Genomic DNA, 23,739 nt, shown 5'->3' with positions numbered 1-23,739 from the left:
GCGTTCCGGACGGACCGGCCGTTCAGCGGCCTGACCCATCACAAATTGCTCTCCGCTGCCGGATCCGCAGGTCTGGCAGCGACTGGTTTGACCGGATGTTGCACCGGGTAGAAAGTATAAGACAGGGTGATTTCCTTGACGTGCTTCAGGTCAGGATCTTCGTCCATCGCCGGGTCGACAAAGAACACCACCGGCATTTCAACGCCCTCACCGGCGGCCAGCGCCTGTTCGGTGAAGCAGAAGCACTGCATCTTGTTGAAATAGGCCCCCGCCTCGAACGGCGTGACGTTGAACACGGATGTGCCCGTGGTCACGTCAGAGCTGGTGTTATGGGCCTCATAGGCCACCTGCATGGTCTCGCCCATGCGCAGGGTCACGCTGCGCTGCTGCGGCTTGAAGCTCCAGGGCAGCGCGCCATTGATGTTGCCATCAAAACGGACGGTGATCTTGCGGTCGATGATGGTGCCGCTCTCGCTCTCGGCGCGCTGTGTCGTGCCCCCGAAACCGGTGACCTGGCAGAACAGCTCATACAGCGGCACGGCAGCGAAGGATGCGCCCACCATCGCAAAGAAGATGGACGCACAGACGAAAGCCACCTTTCGATTGCTGGCATCACGGCGGCGAAGGTCCATTCCGTTCGTTTCGCTGTTCATGAGGGCCTCACAAAGGACGCTGCAGGACGGCTGCGCCCAGCTTCAACCAGGTGACGAGATAGAACAGAACCACGAGACCGGCCAGGGACAGGCCGATCGCGAGCGAGCGGGCCTTGCGCCGCTTCAGCTGTTCATCGGTGAGCTTGATACCGTCTTCCGTCATGGCTCAAAGCATCCGCCCGGCAAGGCTCTCACCCAGCATCAGGGCATAGAGCAGGAAAAGATAGAGGATGGAGAAGCTGAAGAGCCGCACGGCCGCCTTGCGGGCCGCCTCGCCCTCGCGCTTGCGGTAGACGGCAACCGCCAGCCCCAGGAACACGGCGCCCAGCACGGTGGCGGCCACACCATAGACCACACCGGCAAAGCCGAGCGCATAGGGGGCCACCGCCAGCGGCGCCAGAATGATGGAATAGATCAGGATCTGGCGGCGCGTTGCCGTTTCACCGGCGACGACCGGCAGCATCGGGATTCCGGCCGCGCGGTAGTCACCGCTCTTGAACAGGGCCAGGGCCCAGAAATGCGGCGGCGTCCACATGAAGATGATCAGGAACAGCACGACGCTTTCGAGGCTGATGCTGCCCGTGACGGAGGCCCAGCCGATCATCGGAGGGAAAGCACCGGCCGCGCCACCGATGACGATGTTCTGCGGCGTCGAGCGCTTCAGCCACATGGTGTAGACAACCGCGTAGAAGAAGATCGTGAAGGCAAGGAAGGCCCCGGCAAACCAGTTGACCAGGAGCCCGAGCACGAGCACGGAGCCGATCGACAGCACCATGCCGAAGGCCAGGGCCTCGTCCGGCGTGATCTTGCCGGCCGGGATCGGTCGCTTTGCGGTGCGGCTCATCACGGCGTCGATGTCCGCGTCATACCACATGTTCAGGGCACCGGAGGCGCCAGCGCCAACGGCAATGCACAGAAGGGCAACCCCGGCGAAAAGCGGATGGATCGAGCCGGGCGCCAGCATCATGCCGACAAAGGCGGTGAAGATCACGAGCGACATGACCCGCGGCTTCAGCAGGGCGATGTAGTCGCCAACCGAACCCATGCCACCGTTCCAGACGGCGGGGCCGGCAGTCATCCTGTCATTGCTCTCTGCGAGAGACATCGGCTCTTCCTCGTACCTGTGCGTCCTGGGCTCCGCGGCGGGCGCGGAGATGAGGGCTTTGCACCCGCGGCCCTGCGGCCAGGTGCTGCCCTTTCTCTTCGGGTGCCCTGCCGCAGCAGGGCGCAGACAGCTGACCTGTCCGCTGGATCCGCCAAGAATACGGCTTTTCCCGTATGAAGGATCCGGGCGAAATGCCGCGCCCATGCGGCGCGGCATTTCTGTTTCCTGCAGGAGCGCTGCTTACTTGATGCGCGGCAGCGTCTCGAACTGGTGGAACGGCGGGGGCGAGGACAGGGTCCACTCCAGCGTGGTCGCGCCTTCACCCCAGGGGTTGTTGCCCGCAACGCGCTTCTTCATGAAGGCTTCCAGAATGCCGAACAGGAAGACGAACACTGCAAAGGCCGAGATGTAAGACCCGATGGAGGACACAAAGTTCCAGCCGGCCAGCGCATCCGGGTAATCGGCGTAGCGGCGCGGCATGCCGTTGAGGCCGAGGAAGTGCTGCGGGAAGAACACCAGGTTCACGCCGATGAAGGTGATCCAGAAGTGTGCCTTGCCGATGGTTTCATTGTACATGTAGCCGGAGATCTTCGGGAACCAGTAGTACCAGGCTGCGAAGATACCGAACACGGCGCCGAGCGACAGCACGTAGTGGAAGTGCGCCACCACGTAATAGGTGTCATGCAGCGCGCGGTCGAGACCGGCGTTGGCCAGCTGCACACCCGTCACACCGCCAACGGTGAACAGGAAGATGAAGCCGATGGCCCAGACCATCGGGGTGCGGAACTCGATGGAGCCGCCCCACATGGTGGCGATCCAGGAGAAGATCTTCACACCCGTCGGCACCGCAATCACCATGGTGGCGGCGACGAAATAGGCCTGCGTCTCGACCGACATGCCGACGGTGTACATGTGGTGCGCCCACACGATGAAGCCGACCACGCCGATGGCGACCATGGCATAGGCCATGCCGAGGTAACCGAAGATCGGCTTGCGGGAGAAGGTGGAGACGATGTGGCTGATGATGCCGAAAGCCGGCAGGATCAGGATGTACACTTCCGGGTGGCCGAAGAACCAGAACAGGTGCTGGAACAGGATCGGGTCACCGCCACCGGCCGGGTTGAAGAAGGCAGTGTCGAAGTTGCGGTCCGTCAGCAGCATGGTGATGGCACCGGCCAGAACCGGCAGCGACAGCAGCAGCAGGAAGGCCGTGATCAGCACCGACCAGGCGAACAGCGGCATCTTGTGCAGGGTCATGCCCGGCGCGCGCATGTTGAAGATGGTGGTGATGAAGTTGATCGCGCCCAGGATCGACGAGGCGCCGGAAATGTGCAGCGCCAGGATCGCCAGGTCCACCGCCGGGCCGGGCTGGCCGGAGGAGGAGTAAGGCGGATACATGGTCCAGCCGCCGCTCACGCCGGTGGAGCCTGGAGCCCCTTCCACGAACAGCGACAGCAGCAGCAGCGCGAAGGACGGCGGCAGCAGCCAGAAGGAAATGTTGTTCATGCGCGGGAAGGCCATGTCCGGCGCACCGATCATGATCGGCACGAAGTAGTTGGCATAGCCGCCGATCAGCGCCGGCATGACCATGAAGAAGATCATGATCAGGCCATGGGCCGTCGTGAAGACGTTGAACATGTCCGGGTTGGAGAAGATCTGCATCCCCGGCTCCTGCAGCTCCATGCGGATGCCGACCGAGAGCGCGCCGCCGATGATGCCGGCGATGATTGCGAAGATGAGATAGAGAATGCCGATGTCCTTGTGGTTGGTCGAATAGACCCACCGGCGGAAACCAGTCGGATGGTCATGAGCGCCATGCGCAGCAGCCGCAGCCATGATCGAGCTCCCTCTTGAATTTCACGACAGGGCGGGCGGCTCCTCTTGCCCTCCGCGCCCCTCTGGATTGAGCGGAAGCGGCGAGAACCCCGCCGCACCCGTTTCAGCTTGAGCAGGTGCGGTGGTCGTGCCGCCGCCCCGGATTTTTCCGCCTCAGCGAGCGGCGACAGCCGTGTTGCGCTCAGCTGCGATGGCCGCCATCAGCTGCTTGTGTGCGCCGTCGATGTCGGTCTTGGCAGTCTCGGCCCAGGCGTCGAACTGCTCCTGCGTGACCACCCGGATGGCGATCGGCATGAAGGCATGATCCTTGCCGCAAAGCTCGGAGCACTGGCCGTAATAGATGCCGGTCTCGCGGGCGTTGAACCAGGTCTCGTTCAGGCGGCCCGGGATCGCATCGATCTTGATGCCGAAGGCCGGCATGGCGAAGGCATGGATCACGTCACCCGCCGTCACCTGGACGCGGACGGTCTTGTTGACCGGCACGACCACATCATAGTCGGTGGCGAGGAGGCGCGGCACGTCGCTCAGGGGAACGCCGCGTTCCTGCGCCGCCTGCTGGCGCTCGTCGTCCTTGAGCATGATCGCTTCAAAGGCGATGCCTTCCAGCGCCTCGTCCGTATATTCGTAGCCCCAGTACCACTGAAAACCGGTGGCCTTGATGGTCATGTCATAGGCCGGGATCTCGACCTGCTTGTACAGCAGGCGGAAAGACGGCACGGCGATGACGACCAGAATGAGGATCGGCACAACCGTCCAGGCCACTTCGATCATCGTGTTGTGCGAGGTGCGCGAGGGCGACGGGTTGGCCTGACGGCGGAACCGCACCATCACGTAGATCAGCAGCGCCAGCACGAACAGCGTGATGATGGTGATGATGCCAAGCGTGAAGTTCTTGAACCAGTGAATGTCGTCCATCACCTCGGTGACAGAGTTCTGCAGGCCAAGCTGCCAGCTGGACATACCGCCTGAGACTTCGGCCATTGCCGCACCGGCGGTTCCCGCCAGCAAGACAGCCGCTGCACCTGCCGCAATGAGACGCTTGAAGTTTGCCTTCACGTCCGCGCTCCCTTCCCTTGCCCGCCCCCCGGGCGGATCATGCTCAATTCGCCCGCCTTGCGGCGGTTTTCCTTGTGTCCGCCCCGGGGCGGCCTGCGCGGCCTGCCCTTGCGGCGGAGATGCCCCATCCCCACCTTGCGGGTTGGGACAGCTTCCGGTTCCGCCTGCAGCACGCCCCGTCCGGAGACAATCCGGTCATCGGCCGGTTTCCGGCGGGTGCCCTGCTGCCTCGTCGTCAAGGCAGAACCTTCAAACTCTTGCGGGACAGCCAAACCTCCCGCCCGAGGCCGGCGCCCTTTTGGCGCCCTGCATCAGACCGGAGTGTCTCGCGTCCGTTTCGCGTATGATAATACGCATATAACCGCATGCTGCACGATGCGGCCAAGGGAGGAGCGACGTTCTGCCGCAGCCTTTTCACTTCTCCCTCTTCGGGCACAAAAACCACAAGAGAACGGCCTTAGCAATGGGTTTGTCGTGATTTCGCCAGAGCTTGTCCATTTCCCCGCCTTGATCCTTGTCAATATTTTACAGCTTGGCTGAAACCTCCGGCCAGCGGCCAGCTCCATGCACAGGTTGATCAGAATCAACGCAGCCAGCGGCAGGCTGGCATTTTTCCCGCCTCTTGCAGCGTTTCCGCCTTGCTTCTGCCATGGAGCCTATTGAAATGTGGATCACGCTGCCCGCTTGCGGCATTGTGCGTTGAGTTTTAAGAACCTGATTCGCCCTTGCGGCGTTGAATGACCCAGTCGGAGAAAAGTCCTTGCTGACCCGTATCCCGCGCCTTGCCGCTTTTGCCGCCCCGGTTTTTGGCCTCCTGTTGGGCCTGGGAGCACAGGCCATCACCAGCCCCGCCCTTGCCCAGGGCGAGGTGAAGGCTGTTCATGGTGACTGGCAGATGCGCTGCGACACCCCTCCGGGGGCCGAAAGCGAACAGTGCGCCCTTATCCAGAACGTGACGGCGGAAGACCGGGACAATGTGGGCCTTTCCGTCATCGTGCTGAAGACCGCCGACAAGCAGGCGCGCATCCTGCGCGTGCTGGCGCCGCTCGGCGTGCTGCTGCCCTCCGGCCTTGGCCTGCGTGTTGATGAGGCCGATATCGGCCGCGCCGCCTTCGTCCGCTGCCTGCCCAATGGCTGCATTGCCGAAGTGATCCTGCAGGATGACGTGGTGGGCAAGCTGCGCGGCGGCAAGCAGGCCACCTTCATCATCTTCCAGACCCCGGAAGAAGGCATCGGCATCCCGATTTCGCTCGCCGGCTTCTCCGCCGGCTTCGACGCCCTGCCGTAACGCCGCCGCATACCTTCGCGCCTTCAGGACCCGCCTGCTGCAACAGCTGGCGGGTCTTTTCATGCAGCCTTCACACCTCGAAGCCGAAGCCGCGCAGGGCGGCTTCAAGGCGTTGTACCAAGGCTTTCGATGCTGACGCATCACGCCTTGAAAATGCTCAAGCGCCGCAAGGGCTTCAGAGAGCCATCGTGCCACTGCCGGATGAGCCAGGCTCCCCGGAACGGATATCAGACCGCCGTGCCGCCGACGGTCAGCCCATCGAGCCGCAGCGACGGCTGGCCGACGCCCACCGGCACGCCCTGCCCCTGCTTGCCGCAGGTACCCATGCCCGGGTCCAGCGCCATGTCATTGCCGATCATGCTGACGCGGGTCAGCGCATCCGGGCCGTTGCCGATCAGCATCGCCCCCTTGAGCGGCGCGCCGACCTTGCCGTTCTCGATGCGGTAGGCTTCCGTGCAGGAGAAGACGAACTTGCCGCTTGTGATATCCACCTGCCCGCCGCCGAAGGACACGGCATAAATGCCGTTCTTCACCGAGGCGAGGATTTCCTGCGGGTCCTTGTCGCCGCCCATCATGATGGTGTTGGTCATGCGCGGCATGGGAATATGCGCAAAGGACTGGCGGCGGCCATTGCCGGTGGGCTTCATGCCCATCAGCCGGGCGTTCTGCCGGTCCTGCATGTAGCCCACAAGAATGCCGTCCTCGATCAGCGGCGTTAAGGCCGAGGGCGTGCCTTCGTCATCCACGGTGATGGAGCCGCGCCGGCCGGCAATCGTGCCGTCATCCACAATGGTCACGCCGGGGGCCGCCACGCGCTGGCCCATCAGCCCGGCGAAGGCGGACGTCTTCTTGCGGTTGAAATCCCCTTCCAGCCCGTGGCCCACCGCCTCATGCAGCAGAATGCCCGGCCAGCCGGGGCCCATCACCACGTCAAACGTGCCGGCAGGCGCGGGCACCGCCTCCAGATTGACCAGCGCCCGGCGCAGCGCCTCATCCACACCCGCCTGCCAGGCCTCCGGCGTGATGAAACGGGCAAAGCCCTCACGCCCGCCGCAGCTGAAAGAGCCGGTTTCCATGCGCTCGCCCGAGGCCGCCACCACGGAGATGGACAGGCTCACCATGGGCCGCACATCACGCACCCGGTGGCCATCGGCCCGCAGAATGTCCACCACCTGCCAGGAGCCGCCGATCGAGGCCGTCACCTGCCGCACGCGCGGATCACGCGCCCGCGCAAAGGCGTCGATCTCCTGCAGCAGCTTCACCTTTTCCTCGAAGCTTGGCCCCGCCAGCGGGTTGAGATCCGGGTAAAGCTGCACATTGGTGCGGGCAGGCGCGGCGGCATAGCTGCCCGCGTGGCCGGAGCGCACCGCAGACACCGCATCCGCCGCCCGCCTCAGCGCCGCTTCCGAAATCTCGCCCGAATGGGCATAACCGGCCGCCTCACCGCAGACAGCCCGCAGGCCAAAGCCCTGCGACGTATCGTAATTGGCGCCCTTCAGGCGGCCATTGTCGAACACCAGCCCTTCGGACTGCCGGTATTCCACAAACAGCTCCCCATCATCCGCCCCCGCCAGCGCCTCCCCAACAATCCGCCGCGCCGCCTCCATCCCGAGCCCCGTGGCTTCAATCAGATCCGGAATTGCGGCGGCAGAAGGGGACTGGCTCATCGGTGTCTTTCAGCTGACTTGCGGAACAGGGAACCGGCGCACAGGCGGCACCGGTTTTGAGGTAACATAGCGGGTTGGATGGGGGAATTCATCCCCTGTGGGCCCAGTTCCGTCCCTTGGCTTCCAGCAGTCCCACCCCAGCATTGACCATCCCCCGGCTTCCGGCCATAACCGGCGCAAGAGTTGGGGCTTGCCTGAGGGGTGGGCCGGATGCAGGAGAGAGATGTGATGAACCGTATGGAAACCCCGCGCATGCCGGGTGAGGCGCGTTTGCGCTATCTGGATGGTGATTTCCAGATCGAGTCTCCCGGCACCTTCGTGCGCTGCGCCGTGACCGGGCAGACCATTCCGCTGGACGAGCTGAAATACTGGAACGTGGAGCGCCAGGAAGCCTATGTGGACCCCGCCGCCGCCCACACCCGCTTCGTGCAGTTCGAGGGCAAGGACCTCTGAGGTTTTTGCTGTCCGGGGCGGATTTGCCCCTCTGTGCATGCGGGACAGCGGGGGATTGGGCTTGACGTGCCCTGCGTCCCTTACGGGTCCCGGCTCAAGGCCGGGACGGCGCGGAGAAATGATTGCCTTCTGGGGCAATTCCGCCTTCCCGAAGTCTAGAGAGCACTGCCTAAGCATCCTCACTGTGCCGTCCCGGCCTTGAGCCGGGACCTGTGAGGGTTTCTCTGCCTGCTGGTTCGGCCAACTGTGCCTCAGTCATGGCAAGAGGACAGGATCCCCGCTGCTTCTCTCAGGGAACACAGCCCCTCCCCTCACCGGCTGCGGAAGGGGCGGCGGCGGAGGGTTTCGGAGACGAGGTCCATGAGGCGGGATTGCGGCTCGATGCGCATGTCCACCTCCAGCACGGCGGAGCGTTTGGCGAGCCAGCGGTAGATCTCGCCCTCGGCGCTTTCGATGCGGGCCATGTCCTTGGCTGTGGTCACCAGTTGCAGGCCTTGCGTTTCGGCGCGGGTGAGAAGGCTTTGGGCTTCGGCTTCCGAATAGGGGTGGTGATCAGCGAAGGCGCGGGTCTCCACCACCTCGGCCCCCGCAGCGGCAAGGCTTGCGAAGAATTTCTGCGGTCTCCCGATGCCCGCATAGGCAAGCACCTTCTGCCCCTCGAACTCCGCGCCATTGGTGGGGGTGATCTTTGCCTCGATGATCGGCAGGCCGCGCCGGGCAGCAAGATGCACGGCCTTGGCGGCGCGGCTGCCCTCGCCCACCACCACCAGCGCATCGGCCTTGCGGATCTGGGCGGAAAGCGGCGCGCGCAAGGGACCGGCGGGCAGGCACAGGCCGTTGCCGGTGCCGACTTCAGCATCCACCAGAGCCAGCGTCAGATCCTTGGCCAGCGCCGGGTTCTGGAAGCCGTCGTCCATGAGGATGAGGCTTGCCTCCAGCGTGGCGGCGAAGGCCGCGCCCTCCGGCCGGTTGGCGGCGACGATCGTGGGCGCAGCGGCGGCCAGCAGAAAGGCCTCGTCGCCCACATCGGCGCCGCTGTGCTTTTCCGGGTCCACCAGCACCGGGCCCTTCAGCCGCCCGCCATAGCCGCGCAGCAGGAACACCGGCTTGTGCCCCTCGGCCTGCAGCAGGGCGCAGAGTTTCAGGGCAAAGGGCGTCTTGCCCGCCCCGCCCACGACGAAATTGCCGATGCAGATGACCGGAAGGCTGGCATGGGCCGAAGGCGCCTGATGCATGCGGCGGCCGGAGACCGCGCCGTAAATGAAGGAGAGAGGCGAAAGCAGTGCGGCCTTCAGGCTGATCCTGTCATGCCACCAGAAGGCTGGAGCCGTTCTCATTCCCCGGAAATCCCGTCCCTTGCACCGCTGTCAGCGTAGAGCAAAGGCCGCAGATGTTCCAGCGTGCGATCCAGCGCGCCTGCACCCGCCTCCGCCACCGCAAAGGCGCGTGCGGCCATGGCCTTGCGGCCCGGCCCATCAGCCAGAAGCCGGGCAATGGCCGGGCCCAGCTCTGCCGGGTCCTCAACGCGCACGGCCGCCTGCGCATCCCACAGGTCGCGGTAGACGGCCCGGGCATTGGCAACGAGCGGCCCGGTGACGAGCGGCACCCCAAGCTGCGCCGGTTCCACCGGATTGTGGCCACCCACGGGCGCAAAGGAGCCACCGAGGAAAACAGCCGGTGCCAGCCGCAGGAAGAGCCCCATCTCACCCAGCGTGTCGGCGATATAGACATCAAGATCTGCCACCGGAAACGCCCCGCAGGAGCGCTGTGCTGCCTTGAGGCCCGCGCCTGAAGCGAGCGCTGCGATATCACCGCCACGCACCGGATGGCGCGGCATCAGCAGCGTCAGCAGGCCGGGAAAGCGCTCCGCCAGGTGCTTGTGGGCGGCGAGGACGATCTCATCCTCACCCGGATGGGTGGACGCGGCCAGCCACAGCGGGCGGCCAGCCATCTGCGCCGAAAGGGCGGCAACGGCGGCAGGGTCGGCCAGCGGCGGGGCGGCGTCGAATTTCAGGTTGCCGGGGGAGCGCACATTGGCCACGCCCAGCTTGCGGTAGCGCGCGGCATCCGCCTCACTCTGGGCCAGGCACAGGCTGACGCAGCCGAAGACGGCGCGGCCGAAGGCACGGCTTTTTTCCCACTTGGCGCCGGAGCGGGCCGACATGCGCCCGTTGATGATGGCAAGCGGAATGCCCGTCCGCGCCAGCCGGGCGAAGGTGCCGGGCCAGATCTCCGATTCCACGACCAGCGCCAGATCCGGCTGCCAGAGGCCCAGAAACCGGCGGACAAGCTGCGGCGCATCAAAGGGGGCATATTGATGGAAGGCCCCCTGCGGCAGGCGCTGCGCGGCAATTTCCGCAGAGGTGCGCGTCACCGTGGTCAGGAGCACGCTGACGCCCTCGCCCGTCAGCCGTTCGATCAGCGGCAGTACCGAGTTGGTTTCGCCAACGCTCGCCGCATGCAGCCAGACCAGCCGGCCTTGCGGGCGTGGTAAGGACGCCACGCCGAAACGCTCGCCGCGCCGTGCCGGATCCTCCTTGCCCGCACGCACGCGGGAGGCATGCAGCAGCTTCAGGACCGGCAGGGCCAGCCCTGCCACGGCTCCATAAGCGCGCAAGGGAAAGGAAGCGGCGGCAGCGGCGCGCGCGTCAGCCATGGCGTTTCCCGGTCAGGGCATAGGCGCGGGCCGTCACTTCGTTGAGGCCGGCCTCGACGGCAAGGCGGGCCACTTCCAGCGCCGCGTCATCGGCATCATTGGCCACATAGATGGGCTCGCCGATGGCGATGGCAGCGCGGCCGAACGGCAGGTTCAGGCTCGCCTTGTCCCAGCTGTTGAAGGTGAGGAAGCGGCTGGTGGCAATGGCAAAGGGCACGATGGGGCGGCCCGAATGGCGGGCCATCTGCACGATGCCCTGTCCGGCAACACGGGCCGGCCCCTTCGGCACATCCGCCGTCAGGGCCATGATGCCGCCCTCCTTCAGCACGCGCAGGCCCTCGATGAAGCCGCGCATGCCGCCGCGCTTGGTGATCTGGTAGGACTTCTGGCTGCCCGAGGCGCGGATCAGCTTCAGGCCCAGCCTTTCAGCTGCCGTTGCGTTGATCTCGCCATCCGCGGAGCGGGAGATCATCACATGCACGTCCCAGTCGTCAGGCCGGGTGAAGGGCATCATGAAATGCTGGCCATGCCACATGGCGCAAATGAAGGGCCGGTGCGGCTGCAGCCGCTCGTAGGCATCCGGCGGATCAATGACCATGCTGTTCGTCTTGCGCACAAGACGCAGGTAAGCCGCCAGCAGCAAGCCAGCGGCCTTCAACAGCGCGGGAGTCCGGCCGAGTTTCTTAAGCATTCTGTTCCTGACGTCGCGCCCGAGGGATCAAGAGGCTCTCAGGCGGCGGTTTCCGGGTCCAGCAGGCGGTGCATGTGGACGATGAAGTAGCGCATGTGCGCATTGTCGACGGTGGCCTGCGCCTTGCTCTTCCAGGCGGTGTAGGCCGTCGCATAATTCGGGTAGATGCCGACGATATCGAGCTTTTCGAGATCACGGAAGGTCAGGCCCTCCGGGCTTTCCAGCTCACCGCCGAAAACCAGATGCAGCAGTTGCTTGGGCTCGTTTCCGGTGCTGTTCGTCACGATGTGCTCCTTGCGTCTTGTCTTCCAGCAGTCTGGCGGCAGTTCAGCGGCGGACGGCTTCAGCGCAGCTTCAATCCGCGCAGAAAGGCCGAGGCCTTTGCCGACAGCGCTTCACCGGCGGCCACCAGTTCCGGGTGCTGCAGTGTCTTACGGTTATAAAGGCATGCAGCGCCGGACCAGTCCGTCAACCGTCCACCCGCTTCCTGCACCAAAAGATCGGCAGCCGCAAGATCCCAATCATGGGCATTGCCTCCGGCAGCCGCGAGGTCCACATCTCCGGCGGCCACCTTGGCGATGCGGTAGGCCAGCGAGCCGATGGTGCCGGAAGGCACGATGCCGCTTCCTTCGGCAGCCCGGTTGAGCAGGCCCTGCGGCCCCAGCAGCGTTGCCCCCGTCAGGTTCTCCCGGACGCTCGCCGTCACCAGCCGCCCGTTGAGGCGGGTGCCGCAGCCCGTGACGGCGCTGAACAGCTCGCCCCGCACCGGATTGAGCAGCACCGCCACCACTGGGCGGCCGCCTTCAACCACCGCCAGCGAAATAGTCCACTCATCCTTGCCCGCGAGAAAGGCCCGCGTGCCGTCGATCGGGTCCACCACGAAGACACGCGCCTTGCCGAGCCGGTCGGGCGTATCCGCCGTTTCCTCCGACAGCCAGCCATAATCCGGCCGGGCGGCGAGCAGCGTCTCGCGCAGATAGGCATCGGCCGCCATATCGGCCTCAGAGACGGGCGAGCTGCCCGCCTTCATCCAGGTCTGCGGCTCGCGTCCGAAGAAGCCGAGGGTGATTTCCCCGGCCTTGCGGGCAGCCGCTTCCAGAAGCGCAAGATCCGCCAGAAGGCCAGCGTCAGTTTCCGGCAATGGTCAGATCCTCGATGACGACAGAGGGCGTGGCGGTGGAATAGCGCGCATCCAGGTCATTGGCCGGGCGCATCCGGGCGAACATGTCCTTGAGGTTGCCCGCGATGGTGATCTCGCTGACCGCCTCGACAAGTTCGCCGTTTTCGAACCAGAAGCCGGACGCCCCGCGTGAATAGTCGCCCGTCACGCCATTGGCGCCATGGCCGATCAGATCCGTCACCAGCAGGCCGGAGCCGAGGGCACGCATCATCTCCTCCGGGCTTTCCGTGCCCGGATGCAGCGTCAGGTTCGTGGCCCCGGGCGATGTGCCGGAACCGCCCCGGTGCGCCCGGCCATTGGCGGCAAGACCCAGCTCCCGCGCGGTTGCCCCGTCCAGGAACCAGTGCCGCAGGACACCATCCTCGATCATGTCAAGCGGCAGCGCACCGGTGCCCTCCCCGTCGAAGGGGCGGGTGGCTGCGCCGCGCGGCTTGTGCGGATTGTCGCTGATGCGGATGCCCGGTGCGAAGACGCGTTCGTTCATCCGGTCCTTGAGGAAGCTGGTGCCACGGGCAATGGCCGCGCCATTGATGGCCCCGGCCAGATGCCCCAGCAGGCTGCGCGCCGCACGCGCTTCATAAATCACATGCCCCTTGCGGGTGGACAGCTTCTTCGGATTGAGCCGCCGCACCGCCCGCTCGCCCGCACGCTGGCCGATCAGCGCCGGGGCGTCCATATCGGCGAAGAAGGTGCGGGAATCGAAGTCGAAATCCCGCTCCATGGCCGTGCCCTCACCGGCCACCGCCGTCATGGACAGGCCAAAGCGGGAGCTGGTGTAGGAGCCGGTGAAGCCGTGGCTCGTCGCCAGCACCATGCCGCCCAGCCGCCAGGAGGCGCTCGCCCCGCCGGACCGGCTGACGCCGGCAACCGACAGGCCTGCGGCCTCAGCGGCCAGCGCCATCTCTTTCAGTTCATCGGCAGACGGCTGATGCGTGTCCAGCAGTTCCAGCTCCGGCAGCGTCTTCAGAAGGCGGTCCTCCTCCGCAAGACCGGCATAAGGGTCCTCCGGCGCAACACGGGCCATGGCGACGGCGCGGGCAGCAAGGCCGTCCAGGTCCTGCAGCGTGTTGGCAGAGACGGAGGCGGTGCGCCGGCCGACGAAGACGCGCAGGGTAACGTCATCGCCCTCGGCCCGCTCGGTTTCCTCGACCTTGCCTTCCCGTACCTCGACGCCCAGGGAAACACCTGTGATGGCCACCGCATCGCAGGCATCGGCGCCCGCACGGCGCGCAGCCTCCACAAGGCGCGCTGCCCGCTCTTCCAGTACCCGCTTGTCGACGAGATCGCTCATGGCTGGTCTTTTCTCCTTGTCATGCCCCTGTTTAAGGCGCGGGCGCACAGGCGGCAAGACCGGCGTGCCAGCGGGGACGGACAAGCAAAGTAAGTTTTTTCTTAAGTAACTGGTTAGTCTTTGATAACCCTGAATCAGATCATCTTTTCTTAACCACGCCTGTTAAGGCAATGCCCACCGGCTGCTGCGTAGATTGATGTCATTCACGAGGCCCACCGCAAAAACAAGGGTCCGATGGAGAGGCAATTGAGACGTCAGACAGCTATCGACGGAGCATTGGAGGCCGGGGCGGGCCGCGCAGAGCGGCTCGACCCGGCAACCCTCCCCGTCAGATTCGACACCACCATGAGCGCGCCGCCCGCTGCCGGCAGCGCCCGCGTCGATGCCAGGGTCTATCTGGACCGTGACACCGCCATCATCAAGCGCCCGCTGGCCGGACTGCCGCTGACGCTGGTGGTGCCGCTCAATGTCTTTGAAGGCATTGCCGTGGAAATCCGCCCGGCGGGACTTCTTGGCACGCTGGTGGCGCGGCTCTTCCTGCGCCATCCCGATCCGGCCCTTTGCCTCACGCTGCGTGAGGCGGACAATGCAGAGGATCTGGCTGAAGACTGGGCCGGCTGGGCCGAAGCGCTCAACCTGCCGCTTCAGATTGTGGAGCCGGACGGCAGCGTCTCGACCATTCAGGATGCCGCGCAGCCGCATTTTCCCGCAAGGCCCTGCCTGCGGCGCAAGGTCTACGCCCTCACCGGCCACCGCCCCCGCTTTCTGAACCGCCGCAAGACGGGCCGTGGCCTTGCCCTGCAGCCGGTGCACCGCGGCGAGCGCGAGATCATCGCCCGGCACTGAATGGCCGCCGAACGGCATTCAGCTTAGAAACTGGCAGGCGGCCCTGGGCCGCCTCTTCTGTTTTTATTTATTCATTTGAAAACTCCGGACTTTCTTATCGCCGCGAAAGGCATTTTTTTCAATTTCTACGGGTTTGACCTAACGGATATTTTAGCATTTTCTGCGCTAGATCTGTCACCTTCCGGGCAGGAACAAAGTCATATGCATCTTGATGCCGTTACGCTTTCAACTGCAGTCACGCTCATGCTTCTGATGGGCGCTGGCATGCTGATGCTTGTGTTCCGGTTCTCGATCCGCAGACCAAGCGCCCACGCCGACAGCGTCCGCTACTGGTCTGTTGCTCTCGGCCTCATGGGCGTTGGAGTTTTTCTCGTCAGCCTGCGCGGATACATCCCGGACTTCCCAAGCATTGCGTTTGGCAATGGCATCATTCTGCTGGCGATGAGCTTGCGCCTCAAGGCCATCAAGATGTTCTGGAACCGGCATGAGAGCTGGATGGTCACCGCAGCGCCTGCCACCCTTTGGATGTCCATGTGCCTCGTGCCCGCGTTCTACAATAACTTCCTGCCGCGTGTGGTCTTGGTCAACGCATTGGTCCTCTTGCTCCTGGTCGTGTCGATCCAGGTCACGCGCAAGTGCAATCATGACCAGCTGAAATCAGCAAACTGGCTCCGCGACAGCATGATCTTCGAGATAATGTCGAAGATGACCATGGTTCTCGGCTTCACCTTCATCGGGCTCGATAGCTTTGAAGCTGCAGTCAAATCCAATCTGACCGCGATCTACCTTCTCACGCTCATCATCTCCACGCTCGCCACCATCATCTCCGCCTTTGCGATGATCATCGAACGGGAGGAGAGGCTGCTGCGGGAACAGGCTCTGCGCGATCCGCTGACGGAGCTGTCCAACCGGCGCGCCTTCTTTAATGATGCGGGCCGCTGGCTGGAGAAGCACGCATTTGCCGACAGGCCATTTGCCGTTGCCCTGTTCGATCTGGACCACTTCAAGCAGGTGAATGACCTGCATGGCCATGCCGCCGGCGACGAGATGCTGACGATCTTTGCCGATGTTCTGCGCGAGAACACCCGCAAGGGTGACTATGTGGCCCGGCTCGGCGGCGAGGAATTTGCCATCTTCCTGCCGGATACGGACATACGCACGCTTGAAACGGTTGCAGACCGGCTGCGCGCCGACTTTGCCGAAAAGACCGTGCGGAAATCAGGCGGTGTCCTGCATGTCACCGTCAGTGCCGGGATCGCGGCGGGCAGAAGCGGCGTCAATGGCCTGGAGCAGACGCTGGCAACCGCCGACCATGGCCTCTACGCTGCAAAGCGCGCGGGCCGAAACCGGGTTCGCAACGGACATGAGAAGTGCGGCGCAGATCTCCAGGAGCAGAATGAGACCGGAGCCTCCTCCGTCCTCCAGGTGCTGCATCTTCCCGTGGCATCCGCTGCCCAGTAGCCGTTACAGACGGCTGACCAACGCCTCCAGGCAGAACCCGGCAAAGACAATCCAGCCATAGCGGTCGTTGGAGCGGAAGAGCTTCAGGCACTGATCGCCATCATCGATATCCAGCACCACGATCTGCCAGAAGAGATGCAGCGCGCCCAGCGCAATGCCGGCAAAGGCAAAGGGCCCCGCGTCCGCAAAGGCCGCAGCAAGGGCGAAAAGCACCGTTGCGCCGGAATAAAGCACCACCAGCGCCGCTTTCGTCCAGGATCCGAACAGCCTTGCGGTGGAGCGAACCCCCACCAGCGCATCGTCTTCCTTGTCCTGATGGGCGTAGATCGTGTCATAGCCGATCGTCCAGAGAATGCCGCCGGCATAAAGCAGGAAAGGCGCCGTATCGAGCTTGCCGAACAGGGCCGCCCAGCCCATCAGCGCGCCCCAGGAGAAGGCAAAGCCGAGGAACAGCTGCGGCCAGTTGGTGAAGCGCTTCATGAAGGGATAGATGGCCACGACGAGCAGCGAGGCGAGGCCGAGCACGATCGTGAACAGGTTGAACTGGATCAGCACCAGTCCGCCCACGAGCGCCTGCAGCGCCATGAAGAGCTTGGCCTGTGCGCGGGTCACCTGCCCGGCGGGGATCGGCCGCGAGCGGGTGCGTTCCACCTGCGCGTCGATCTTCTCGTCCACAAGGTCGTTATAGGTGCAGCCCGCCCCGCGCATGGCCACCGCCCCGATGAGGAACAGCAGGATGTGCCAGGGGTTGGGATAGGCATTTCCGGCCGCGACCGCCGCCAGCGCGGAGGACCACAGGCACGGCCACAGCAGCAATTGCCAGCCGATGGGCCGCTCCCAGCGCGCAAGGCGCGCATAAGGCCGGGCCCAGGCGGGCAGTTTGGTGTCGACCCAGTGACGCTTCACAGCATCGGAAACCGGGCCCGTGTCGCGGGTGCCGAAGATCTTGAGACTCATGCCCCTTCGTTACCACGACCCTGCCGCCTCTGGCGAGCCCTTGGCGGCGGCCTGAAGCCTTACGTCCGCCATGTAACCAGGTCTTCCAATCCCATTCCCGGCTGCCAGCCTCATCAAGCATGGGCAGTCATGGCCCCAGATCGTCTTCCTCACCGATCTCGCGCTCATAGACCGCAAGCGGGCTGCGGCCAAAGCCTTCGGACAGGATCAATCCGGCCGCGACGGAATTCTGCGGCGCAGCAGCCTGGAAATGGCGGATGCCGAAATCGGCAAGATCGGCACAGGCCCCGCGCAGCAGGCGGCGGCCCAGCCCGCGCCCGCGGGCTTCCGGAGCGATGTAGAACTCGCCGAAGAGCGCCAGACGGCCAGCCATTTCCACCGAGTGACGGAAGAACGCCACGGCATAGCCCGCAGGCTGATCCCGGAAATTGGCGAGCCACGCCCGGCCAAGATTTGCATCCACCATCAGCATGCGCAGCGCACTTTCCTGCGCCCGTGTCATTGGCAGCCCCGTTTCGCCGCGCATGCGGCCGGCGAGTTCGACAATACGCGGCGCCGTGACAGCCGTTCCAAGCAGCAGCGAAAAACCGCCGGGCCGCATCATCGGGCGCTCTCCGGCGTCTCAGCGGATTGCCGCCCCCGGCCTGCCGTGCTAATGCGCGCCGCAACTCTGGAAGGCCCAGCGGCGATGCCGCGCAGACGTGAGAGCTTGCCCATGAATATTCTCCTCATCGGTTCCGGTGGCCGTGAACACGCCCTCGCCTATGCCATTGCCAAGTCGCCGCTCACCTCCCGGCTCTACGCCGCGCCGGGCAACGCCGGCATTGCCGAAGAGGCGGAACTCGTTGCTCTGGACGTTGCAGACCACGCTGCCGTGATTGCCTTCTGCAAGGAAAAGGCGATCGATTTCGTCGTCGTCGGCCCGGAAGGCCCGCTGGTGGAAGGCATCGTCGATGATCTGGCGGCGGCCGGCATCAAGGCCTTCGGCCCCTCGAAGGCCGCTGCCCAGCTGGAAGGCTCCAAGGGCTTCACCAAGGATCTCTGCGCCGAAGCCAATATTCCGACCGCTGCCTATGGCCGCTTTGCGGACAAGGACAAGGCGCTGGCCTATCTGCGCCAGCAGGGCGCGCCGATTGTTGTGAAGGCTGATGGCCTTGCCGCCGGCAAGGGCGTGGTCGTGGCCATGACGCTGGACGAGGCCGAGGCGGCAGTGAACGCCTGTTTCGACGGCAGCTTCGGCGCAGCCGGGGCGGAAGTGGTGATCGAGGAATTCCTCACCGGCGAGGAAGCCAGCTTCTTCGTGCTGTCCGACGGCAGGACCGCCCTGCCCCTCGTGGCGGCGCAGGACCACAAGCGCGTCTTTGACGGCGACGAAGGCCCCAACACCGGCGGCATGGGCGCCTACACGCCGGCTCCCGTCGCCAGCGATGCCGTCATTGCCCGCACCATGGAGGAGATCATCCTCCCGACCATCGAAACGCTGGCAAAGCGCGGCACCCCGTTCAAGGGCGTGCTTTTCGCAGGCCTGATGATCGGTGAAAACGGCCCGAAGCTGATCGAATACAACACCCGCTTCGGCGACCCTGAATGCCAGGTCATCACCTTGCGCCTCAAGGAGGATCTGCTGCCGCTGCTGATCGCCACCGCAGACGGCACGCTGGACCAGCACACAGCCACCTGGAGCGATGACGTGGCCCTCACCGTCGTCATGGCCGCCAAGGGCTATCCGGGCGCTTACGAGAAGAACACGGAGATCCGCGGTCTTGAAGCTGCGGGCAAGGTCGAAGGCGTCAAAGTCTTCCACGCCGGCACCAAGGCCGACGGCGGGCGCATTCTGGCAACGGGCGGGCGCGTGCTCAACGTCACCGCCACCGGCAGGACCGTCGCCGAAGCCCGCGAGCGGGCGTACAGGGCCGTGGACCTGATCGACTGGCCCGAAGGCTTCTGCCGCCGCGACATCGCCTGGCGCGCGCTCTGAGGACAGATGGCTCAGCACCGGACTGCAGAAGCCCGGCACGGCATCCGCCGTGCCGGGCTTCTTGTTTTCGTGAATAGGCATCTCCCTTGCGCCTGCCCCGCCCTCCGGCCATCCTGTCTTCAGCACAGGAAGGAGCCGGATGATGACAGCACCCGAGGCAGATCTTTTTCCCGGATTTGACGCCAGAATGATTGAGGCTGGCGATGTCCGCCTGTTCTGCCGTATCGGCGGATCAGGGCCAGCCCTGCTGCTGCTTCACGGGTTTCCGCAAAGCCATGTGATGTGGCACCGCATCGCGCCGGAGCTTGCACGGCACTTCACACTGGTGATCCCGGACCTGCGCGGCTATGGCGCCAGCGACGCGCCCGAGGTGGATGCAAGCCTTTATTCCAAGCGGCAGATGGCACAGGACGTGGCTCAATTGATGCGCGGCCTTGGCCATGACCGCTTCATGGTCTGCGGCCATGACCGGGGCGCCCGTGTCACCTACCGGCTGGCGCTGGATCATCCGGAAGCCGTCAGCCGCGCGGCCGTGCTGGATATTCTGCCCACCCATGACTACTGGGCCCGCATGGACCGGCAGTTCGCACTCAAGGTCTATCACTGGGCCTTCCTCGCCCAGCCTGCGCCCCTGCCCGAGACGCTGATCGGCGGCAGCCCGGACTATTACATCGATCACACCATGGCGAGCTGGACGGCGGAGCGGAGCCTTACCGCCTTCGCCCCCGCCGCCATGAAGGCCTACCGGGACGCCTTCCGCCAGCAAGCCCGCATCCACGCCATGTGTCAGGACTACCGGGCAGGCGCCACAACGGATCTGGAGCATGACGGCGCCGACATCGCCGCAGGACGCCAGATCGCCTGCCCGCTGCTCGCCCTGTGGGGCACGTCAGGCATTGCGCCGGGCGCAGGCACGCCGCTCGATGTGTGGCGCCGCTGGGCACCTCAGGCGGAAGGTCAGGGCGTGACCGGCGGGCATTTTCTCGCCGAGGAGAACCCGGATGGAACGCTGGCGGCCCTTCTGCCGTTTCTGCAGGGAGGATAAGCGGCGGGCGGTCCTGTCATCTTCCTGCCGGATAAATCACGCAAGACAGGCACAACCCTGATACAGGAATATCTCCCCGCGCAGATGCAGGAAGCGAGTTTCAAGATGACCTACCCCCGGATCGGCCTTGCCCTTGGCGGCGGCGGAGCGCGCGGCATGTCCCATATTCCGGTGTTTCAGGCCTTTGACGATCTGGGCGTGAAGCCCTGCCATATCACTGGTTCATCCATCGGCGCCCTGCTGGGGGCGGGCTATGCGGCGGGCCTGTCCGGTCAGGAGCTTTATGACTATGCGCTTGAAACCTTCCGCCACCGCAATGCGCTGATTGCGCGCCTGTGGCAGCTGCGGCCCAAACGCTTCACCGACATGTTCGCCGGCGGCATCGCCCAGTTTGACCCGCTGAAGGTGGTCAATCTGTTTGCCGCAGATCTGATCCCCGATCATTTCGCGGACCTGAAGATCCCGCTCACGGTGCTGGCCACCGACTTTTACGGCTGCTGCGAGATTGACATTACCACGGGCCCGCTGCGCCCCGCCATCGCCGCCTCCATCGCCATTCCGGCCGTGTTCCGGGCGGTCGAGATGGGCGGCAGGGTGCTGGTGGATGGCGGCATCGCCAATCCCCTGCCCTTCGACATTCTCCCGGCCGATTGCGGGCTGACAGTTGCGGTGGACGTGGTGGGCGTGCCCGTGCCGCGGCGCACCCACAAGAATGCACCGGCCACACTGGACTCCCTGTTCGGATCCTCACAGATCCTCATGCGTACAATTACTGCAGAAAAGCTCAAGCAAAAACGGCCGGATATACTTGTGCGGCCAGCCGTCGACGACATCCGCGTTCTCGACTTCATGAAGACCCGGACGGTGCTTGAATCCGCAGCTCCGCTGCGTGAGCTTGTGAAGAAACAGCTCTCCGAACTGCTCGAAAAAGCGGCGTAACCCGCCAGAATTCGCGGATCCCGTGTATTCGCAGAGTGTTTTGATATCTTTTCCTGCCATTATTTGACGCGGAATGCCAAATTAACCATTGTTTAATACGCAAGATTGAGAATTTCTCCTGTATCCAGAAGGAGAAACCGCATGACCCGCGTTGCACCCCGGTCCTTGGATGAGGACACCTGCCCGGTCTCGGAAGAGACCTTCCAGCACCTGATGCACCTGAATGCAGCCTCGGCCGCAAGCGCCGCCGGAGATCTGCCGGAAGAGCAGAAAGCCCGGCTTGCCGTGTTCTGCTACCGCAAGGCGCATCTGCGGCCCATCGGGCTGATGATCGCAGCAGGCTGCAGCCTGCGCGCGCTGCTCGACGAGGCCGGTCATGCCGGTGAAATTCTTTACCGCCAGTCCCGCGAGATGCAGGCCAGCCTGCCCTGCGACAAGTTCCAGCCTCAGCGCGGCACAAGGCCGCCGGTAACTCTCTGTGTAATCAAGGGGTAAGGTCTCTCCTCCCGCCTGCCCCCGCCTCGCGCCGCTCCGTCTTCCCCCCAGCCAGACATCCGGAGCGGCGCTTTTTCTTTGCCTTCCCGCCCGGCTCTGACGCAATTGTGAGCTTGTCTGCGAGAGAAACTGGCCTAGGCTTTCCTGTGTCAACGCATCAGGACGGGGTGCGCCATGGTCCGGAAAACCTCCACAAGCCGCAGCAGGTCAGCCCGTTTTGAAGGGCTCCGCGGCAAGAACGAAGCCACCTGGCGCAAGCCGATCGCCCATGTCTGGTCTGCCGCGCTGCTTCTGGCGGGCCTGAACCTTGCCACTCCGGCTGCCGCAAGCTGCCAGTTGATCGCTTCCGGCCCGCAAGCGCCTCAGACCAGCGGCTGGGTGCTGCCCTCCGGCATCAAGGTCACCAGCGCGTCGCCGGATCTCGTCCTGCAGCTGGCGCAGGCGCCCTCTCTGGCGCTGGACGAGGTGGGTCTGCGCTACATCGGCCACGCGACTTTCGAAATCACCAGCCCCAAGGGCGTGCGCATCGCAACGGACTACAACGACTACGAAAAGCCGGCTGTGCCGCCGCGCGTTGCGACCATGAACAACGCCCATTCCACCCACTTCACCCTCAACCCGGATCCGTCCATCGAGCATGTGCTGACGGGCTGGAACCCGGAAGGTGGCCCCATCCATCACGACATCCGCGTCGAAGACGTGCGCATCCGCAACCTGCCGACCAACGCCCGCGGCTGGGATGGGGAAACACGCGCCTTCGGCAATTCCATCTTCATCTTCGAACTGGCGGACCTGTGCATCGCCCATCTCGGCCACCTGCATCACCAGTTGACGCCGGATGATCTGGCCACGCTCGGCCGGATCGACGTGGTGCTGGCGCCGGTGGACAATGCCGCCACCCTGCGCCTCGACAGCCTGATGGCGGTGCTGGACGGCATCAAGCCCAGCGTCGTGGTGCCGATGCATTTCCACTTCGCCGGTGCGCTGGAGCGCTTTCTCGTCCGTGCGGCAAGCGAGGGCTGGGCCGTGACGCCCTATCCCACCTCTGCCGCCGTCCTCTCCCGCAAGGTGCTGCCTGGCGAGCGCACGGTCATGGTGATGATGCCGGGCGGCGGATAGACACCCTTACTCTTCCCGCCTGCTGCGGAAGAAGTCCTTCAGCAGCTGCGAGGCCTCGGCTTCGGCAAAGCCCGAATAGACCTCAGGTGCGTGATGGCAGGTGGGGCTGGCGTAGAAGCGCACGCCATGATCCACGGCGCCACCTTTTTCATCCCCCGCCCCATAGTAGAGCCTGCGGATGCGGGCGAAGGAAATGGCGCCTGCACACATCGGGCAAGGCTCCAGCGTGACATAGAGATCGCACTCGGGCAGGCGCTGGGAGGCAAGTGCCTCGCAGGCCATGCGGATGACCAGCACCTCGGCATGGGCCGTGGGATCATTGAGTTCCAGCGTGCGGTTGCCCGCCCTTGCCAGAACCTCCCCCTGGCGCACCAGCACGGCCCCCACCGGCACCTCACCGCGTGAAGCGGCCAGACGCGCCTCTTCCAGTGCCATGTCCATGAAGGACGGCACGGGGGCCTTCTGCTCTGCCATCCTGGGCGGTTTCATGTCCGGTAACGCCGCTATCTCACTGTCTCTCCGCTGCTTTTAGACCAAACTGTGCGGAACGTCAGCCTGTCTTGCGGCGGCAATATTTGCCATGAGCTGCGAATTTTGTGCGGCAGCCGCATTTGCTTGATTCCTAAACCGTGCAAGCTCTGCTATGAGGCGGCCATGACCGGCAATAAAACTCCTTCCCGGCCCCGCGGCAATCGCCCCGGCGGCCCGTCGCGCCGTAACGATGGCGCAGGCTCTTCCTCTTCCGGACGCGGCGACAACCGCGCGCCCGGCAAAGGCTTTTCTGGCCCCCGCTCTTCCGGCCCCCGCTTCGGTGGCAAGAGTGGCCCCCAAGGCGACCGTCAGGGTGACCGCCAAGGTAACCGCCAAGATAACCGTCAGGGCCGCGAAGGTGGCTTCGGCGAGCGCGGCTATGGCCAGCGCGGCGGCCGCAATGACGACGCCCCGCGCGGTGAACGTCCGCAGCGTGAGGGCTGGGCTCCCCGTGGCGGCGACCGTCCGCAGCAGCGTGAGGGCTGGGCTCCC

General features: G+C 64.7%; 24 protein-coding genes. 9 read left to right on the top strand and 15 right to left on the bottom strand.

What is annotated here, in order from left to right; all coding sequences use genetic code 11:
- Positions 1–38: 38 nt before the first annotated feature.
- The 5 genes from AC0CMF_RS07420 to coxB all read right to left on the bottom strand — a co-directional run bounded on the left by AC0CMF_RS07420 (position 39) and on the right by coxB (position 4,650).
- The gene (locus AC0CMF_RS07420; RefSeq protein WP_050471979.1) at positions 39–653 is read right to left on the bottom strand and encodes a cytochrome c oxidase assembly protein; all 615 of its coding nucleotides are present in this window, start codon (positions 651–653) and stop codon (positions 39–41) included.
- Between the two features lie 7 nt (positions 654–660).
- Positions 661–816 (bottom strand): hypothetical protein, encoded by a 156-nt coding sequence (locus AC0CMF_RS07415; RefSeq protein ID WP_019966588.1) that lies wholly within the window; start codon positions 814–816, stop codon positions 661–663.
- Between the two features lie 3 nt (positions 817–819).
- Positions 820–1,758, bottom strand: a complete 939-nt coding sequence (locus AC0CMF_RS07410; protein WP_208975589.1) for a heme o synthase — start codon at positions 1,756–1,758, stop codon at positions 820–822.
- A 240-nt stretch (positions 1,759–1,998) separates the two neighbouring features.
- Positions 1,999–3,594, bottom strand: a complete 1,596-nt coding sequence (gene ctaD / locus AC0CMF_RS07405) for a cytochrome c oxidase subunit I (protein WP_050471981.1) — start codon at positions 3,592–3,594, stop codon at positions 1,999–2,001.
- Between the two features lie 153 nt (positions 3,595–3,747).
- Positions 3,748–4,650, bottom strand: coding sequence for a cytochrome c oxidase subunit II (gene coxB / locus AC0CMF_RS07400; protein ID WP_058897829.1), 903 nt, complete (start codon positions 4,648–4,650; stop codon positions 3,748–3,750).
- Between the two features lie 814 nt (positions 4,651–5,464).
- Between coxB and AC0CMF_RS07395 the strand changes: the two genes are divergently transcribed.
- On the top strand, positions 5,465–5,938 hold the full coding sequence (locus tag AC0CMF_RS07395) for an invasion associated locus B family protein (protein ID WP_244284715.1): 474 nt from the start codon (positions 5,465–5,467) through the stop codon (positions 5,936–5,938).
- 227 nt (positions 5,939–6,165) lie between these two features.
- On the opposite strand, the gene tldD is transcribed toward AC0CMF_RS07395, so the two are convergent.
- Positions 6,166–7,545 (bottom strand): metalloprotease TldD, encoded by a 1,380-nt coding sequence (gene tldD / locus AC0CMF_RS07390; protein WP_374629990.1) that lies wholly within the window; start codon positions 7,543–7,545, stop codon positions 6,166–6,168.
- A 288-nt stretch (positions 7,546–7,833) separates the two neighbouring features.
- Between tldD and AC0CMF_RS07385 the strand changes: the two genes are divergently transcribed.
- Positions 7,834–8,058: a DUF2093 domain-containing protein gene (locus tag AC0CMF_RS07385; protein ID WP_162936311.1), complete on the top strand. Its 225-nt coding sequence runs from the start codon at positions 7,834–7,836 to the stop codon at positions 8,056–8,058.
- 311 nt (positions 8,059–8,369) lie between these two features.
- Here AC0CMF_RS07385 and lpxK read toward each other — a convergent pair whose 3' ends face one another.
- Genes lpxK through AC0CMF_RS07355 form a run of 6 tightly spaced genes read right to left on the bottom strand, consistent with a single transcriptional unit; the run spans position 8,370 to position 13,876 of the window.
- On the bottom strand, positions 8,370–9,395 hold the full coding sequence (lpxK, locus tag AC0CMF_RS07380) for a tetraacyldisaccharide 4'-kinase (protein ID WP_374629959.1): 1,026 nt from the start codon (positions 9,393–9,395) through the stop codon (positions 8,370–8,372).
- Complete coding sequence (locus AC0CMF_RS07375) at positions 9,392–10,714, bottom strand: 3-deoxy-D-manno-octulosonic acid transferase (protein ID WP_374629960.1); 1,323 nt, start codon at positions 10,712–10,714, stop codon at positions 9,392–9,394. Before AC0CMF_RS07375 ends, lpxK begins: the two co-directional genes overlap by 4 nt.
- The gene (locus AC0CMF_RS07370) at positions 10,707–11,405 is read right to left on the bottom strand and encodes a lysophospholipid acyltransferase family protein (RefSeq protein ID WP_374629961.1); all 699 of its coding nucleotides are present in this window, start codon (positions 11,403–11,405) and stop codon (positions 10,707–10,709) included. The genes AC0CMF_RS07375 and AC0CMF_RS07370 overlap by 8 nt, the downstream gene beginning before the upstream one ends.
- A gap of 38 nt (positions 11,406–11,443) precedes the next feature.
- Positions 11,444–11,689 carry a DUF4170 domain-containing protein gene (locus AC0CMF_RS07365; protein WP_019963126.1) on the bottom strand — a complete coding sequence of 82 codons (246 nt, stop codon included), beginning with the start codon at positions 11,687–11,689 and terminating at the stop codon, positions 11,444–11,446.
- Between the two features lie 59 nt (positions 11,690–11,748).
- The gene (locus AC0CMF_RS07360) at positions 11,749–12,546 is read right to left on the bottom strand and encodes a 3'(2'),5'-bisphosphate nucleotidase CysQ (RefSeq protein WP_374629962.1); all 798 of its coding nucleotides are present in this window, start codon (positions 12,544–12,546) and stop codon (positions 11,749–11,751) included.
- Positions 12,533–13,876 (bottom strand): TldD/PmbA family protein, encoded by a 1,344-nt coding sequence (locus tag AC0CMF_RS07355; protein ID WP_374629963.1) that lies wholly within the window; start codon positions 13,874–13,876, stop codon positions 12,533–12,535. Before AC0CMF_RS07355 ends, AC0CMF_RS07360 begins: the two co-directional genes overlap by 14 nt.
- Positions 13,877–14,122: 246 nt before the next feature.
- Here AC0CMF_RS07355 and AC0CMF_RS07350 point away from each other — a divergent pair, with 246 nt between their 5' ends.
- Together AC0CMF_RS07350 and AC0CMF_RS07345 are read left to right on the top strand one after the other, a co-directional pair.
- Positions 14,123–14,722 (top strand): DUF6101 family protein, encoded by a 600-nt coding sequence (locus tag AC0CMF_RS07350; RefSeq protein ID WP_208982601.1) that lies wholly within the window; start codon positions 14,123–14,125, stop codon positions 14,720–14,722.
- Positions 14,723–14,923: 201 nt separating this feature from the next.
- Complete coding sequence (locus AC0CMF_RS07345) at positions 14,924–16,183, top strand: GGDEF domain-containing protein (RefSeq protein ID WP_374629964.1); 1,260 nt, start codon at positions 14,924–14,926, stop codon at positions 16,181–16,183.
- A gap of 3 nt (positions 16,184–16,186) precedes the next feature.
- On the opposite strand, the gene ubiA is transcribed toward AC0CMF_RS07345, so the two are convergent.
- Both ubiA and AC0CMF_RS07335 read right to left on the bottom strand, forming a co-directional pair.
- Complete coding sequence (gene ubiA / locus AC0CMF_RS07340) at positions 16,187–17,140, bottom strand: 4-hydroxybenzoate octaprenyltransferase (protein WP_058897836.1); 954 nt, start codon at positions 17,138–17,140, stop codon at positions 16,187–16,189.
- Between the two features lie 127 nt (positions 17,141–17,267).
- Positions 17,268–17,744 carry a GNAT family N-acetyltransferase gene (locus AC0CMF_RS07335; RefSeq protein ID WP_374629965.1) on the bottom strand — a complete coding sequence of 159 codons (477 nt, stop codon included), beginning with the start codon at positions 17,742–17,744 and terminating at the stop codon, positions 17,268–17,270.
- Positions 17,745–17,855: 111 nt separating this feature from the next.
- On the opposite strand from AC0CMF_RS07335, the gene purD reads away from it, so the two are divergent.
- The 5 genes from purD to AC0CMF_RS07310 all read left to right on the top strand — a co-directional run bounded on the left by purD (position 17,856) and on the right by AC0CMF_RS07310 (position 22,716).
- Positions 17,856–19,118 (top strand): phosphoribosylamine--glycine ligase, encoded by a 1,263-nt coding sequence (purD, locus tag AC0CMF_RS07330; RefSeq protein WP_374629966.1) that lies wholly within the window; start codon positions 17,856–17,858, stop codon positions 19,116–19,118.
- A gap of 142 nt (positions 19,119–19,260) precedes the next feature.
- Positions 19,261–20,163, top strand: coding sequence for an alpha/beta fold hydrolase (locus AC0CMF_RS07325; protein WP_472481360.1), 903 nt, complete (start codon positions 19,261–19,263; stop codon positions 20,161–20,163).
- Positions 20,164–20,268: 105 nt separating this feature from the next.
- Positions 20,269–21,102 (top strand): patatin-like phospholipase family protein, encoded by an 834-nt coding sequence (locus AC0CMF_RS07320; RefSeq protein ID WP_374629968.1) that lies wholly within the window; start codon positions 20,269–20,271, stop codon positions 21,100–21,102.
- 141 nt (positions 21,103–21,243) lie between these two features.
- The gene (locus AC0CMF_RS07315) at positions 21,244–21,597 is read left to right on the top strand and encodes a hypothetical protein (RefSeq protein WP_050471993.1); all 354 of its coding nucleotides are present in this window, start codon (positions 21,244–21,246) and stop codon (positions 21,595–21,597) included.
- A gap of 174 nt (positions 21,598–21,771) precedes the next feature.
- On the top strand, positions 21,772–22,716 hold the full coding sequence (locus AC0CMF_RS07310) for an MBL fold metallo-hydrolase (protein ID WP_374629969.1): 945 nt from the start codon (positions 21,772–21,774) through the stop codon (positions 22,714–22,716).
- A gap of 6 nt (positions 22,717–22,722) precedes the next feature.
- On the opposite strand, the gene AC0CMF_RS07305 is transcribed toward AC0CMF_RS07310, so the two are convergent.
- Positions 22,723–23,190 carry a nucleoside deaminase gene (locus AC0CMF_RS07305; protein WP_208977298.1) on the bottom strand — a complete coding sequence of 156 codons (468 nt, stop codon included), beginning with the start codon at positions 23,188–23,190 and terminating at the stop codon, positions 22,723–22,725.
- Positions 23,191–23,739: the final 549 nt, after the last annotated feature.

The sequence above is a fragment of the Pannonibacter sp. CBAS1226 genome (assembly GCF_055685825.1).
The sequence above is the reverse complement of the archived record's forward strand: the minus strand, read 5'-3'. Positions and strand labels throughout refer to the sequence as shown.

Coding starts and splice junctions, on each gene's coding strand:
- AC0CMF_RS07315 (WP_050471993.1), top strand. CDS start 21,244: ATGACCCGCGTTGCACCCCGGTCCTTGGATGAGGACACCTGCCCGGTC.
- AC0CMF_RS07325 (WP_472481360.1), top strand. CDS start 19,261: ATGACAGCACCCGAGGCAGATCTTTTTCCCGGATTTGACGCCAGAATG.
- lpxK (WP_374629959.1), bottom strand. CDS start 9,395: ATGAGAACGGCTCCAGCCTTCTGGTGGCATGACAGGATCAGCCTGAAG.
- AC0CMF_RS07335 (WP_374629965.1), bottom strand. CDS start 17,744: ATGATGCGGCCCGGCGGTTTTTCGCTGCTGCTTGGAACGGCTGTCACG.
- AC0CMF_RS07385 (WP_162936311.1), top strand. CDS start 7,834: ATGAACCGTATGGAAACCCCGCGCATGCCGGGTGAGGCGCGTTTGCGC.
- ctaD (WP_050471981.1), bottom strand. CDS start 3,594: ATGGCTGCGGCTGCTGCGCATGGCGCTCATGACCATCCGACTGGTTTC.
- AC0CMF_RS07320 (WP_374629968.1), top strand. CDS start 20,269: ATGACCTACCCCCGGATCGGCCTTGCCCTTGGCGGCGGCGGAGCGCGC.
- tldD (WP_374629990.1), bottom strand. CDS start 7,545: ATGGAGGCGGCGCGGCGGATTGTTGGGGAGGCGCTGGCGGGGGCGGAT.
- AC0CMF_RS07415 (WP_019966588.1), bottom strand. CDS start 816: ATGACGGAAGACGGTATCAAGCTCACCGATGAACAGCTGAAGCGGCGC.
- AC0CMF_RS07370 (WP_374629961.1), bottom strand. CDS start 11,405: ATGCTTAAGAAACTCGGCCGGACTCCCGCGCTGTTGAAGGCCGCTGGC.
- AC0CMF_RS07410 (WP_208975589.1), bottom strand. CDS start 1,758: ATGTCTCTCGCAGAGAGCAATGACAGGATGACTGCCGGCCCCGCCGTC.
- AC0CMF_RS07355 (WP_374629963.1), bottom strand. CDS start 13,876: ATGAGCGATCTCGTCGACAAGCGGGTACTGGAAGAGCGGGCAGCGCGC.
- AC0CMF_RS07375 (WP_374629960.1), bottom strand. CDS start 10,714: ATGGCTGACGCGCGCGCCGCTGCCGCCGCTTCCTTTCCCTTGCGCGCT.
- AC0CMF_RS07310 (WP_374629969.1), top strand. CDS start 21,772: ATGGTCCGGAAAACCTCCACAAGCCGCAGCAGGTCAGCCCGTTTTGAA.
- AC0CMF_RS07420 (WP_050471979.1), bottom strand. CDS start 653: ATGAACAGCGAAACGAACGGAATGGACCTTCGCCGCCGTGATGCCAGC.
- AC0CMF_RS07305 (WP_208977298.1), bottom strand. CDS start 23,190: ATGGCAGAGCAGAAGGCCCCCGTGCCGTCCTTCATGGACATGGCACTG.
- ubiA (WP_058897836.1), bottom strand. CDS start 17,140: ATGAGTCTCAAGATCTTCGGCACCCGCGACACGGGCCCGGTTTCCGAT.
- AC0CMF_RS07345 (WP_374629964.1), top strand. CDS start 14,924: ATGCATCTTGATGCCGTTACGCTTTCAACTGCAGTCACGCTCATGCTT.
- purD (WP_374629966.1), top strand. CDS start 17,856: ATGAATATTCTCCTCATCGGTTCCGGTGGCCGTGAACACGCCCTCGCC.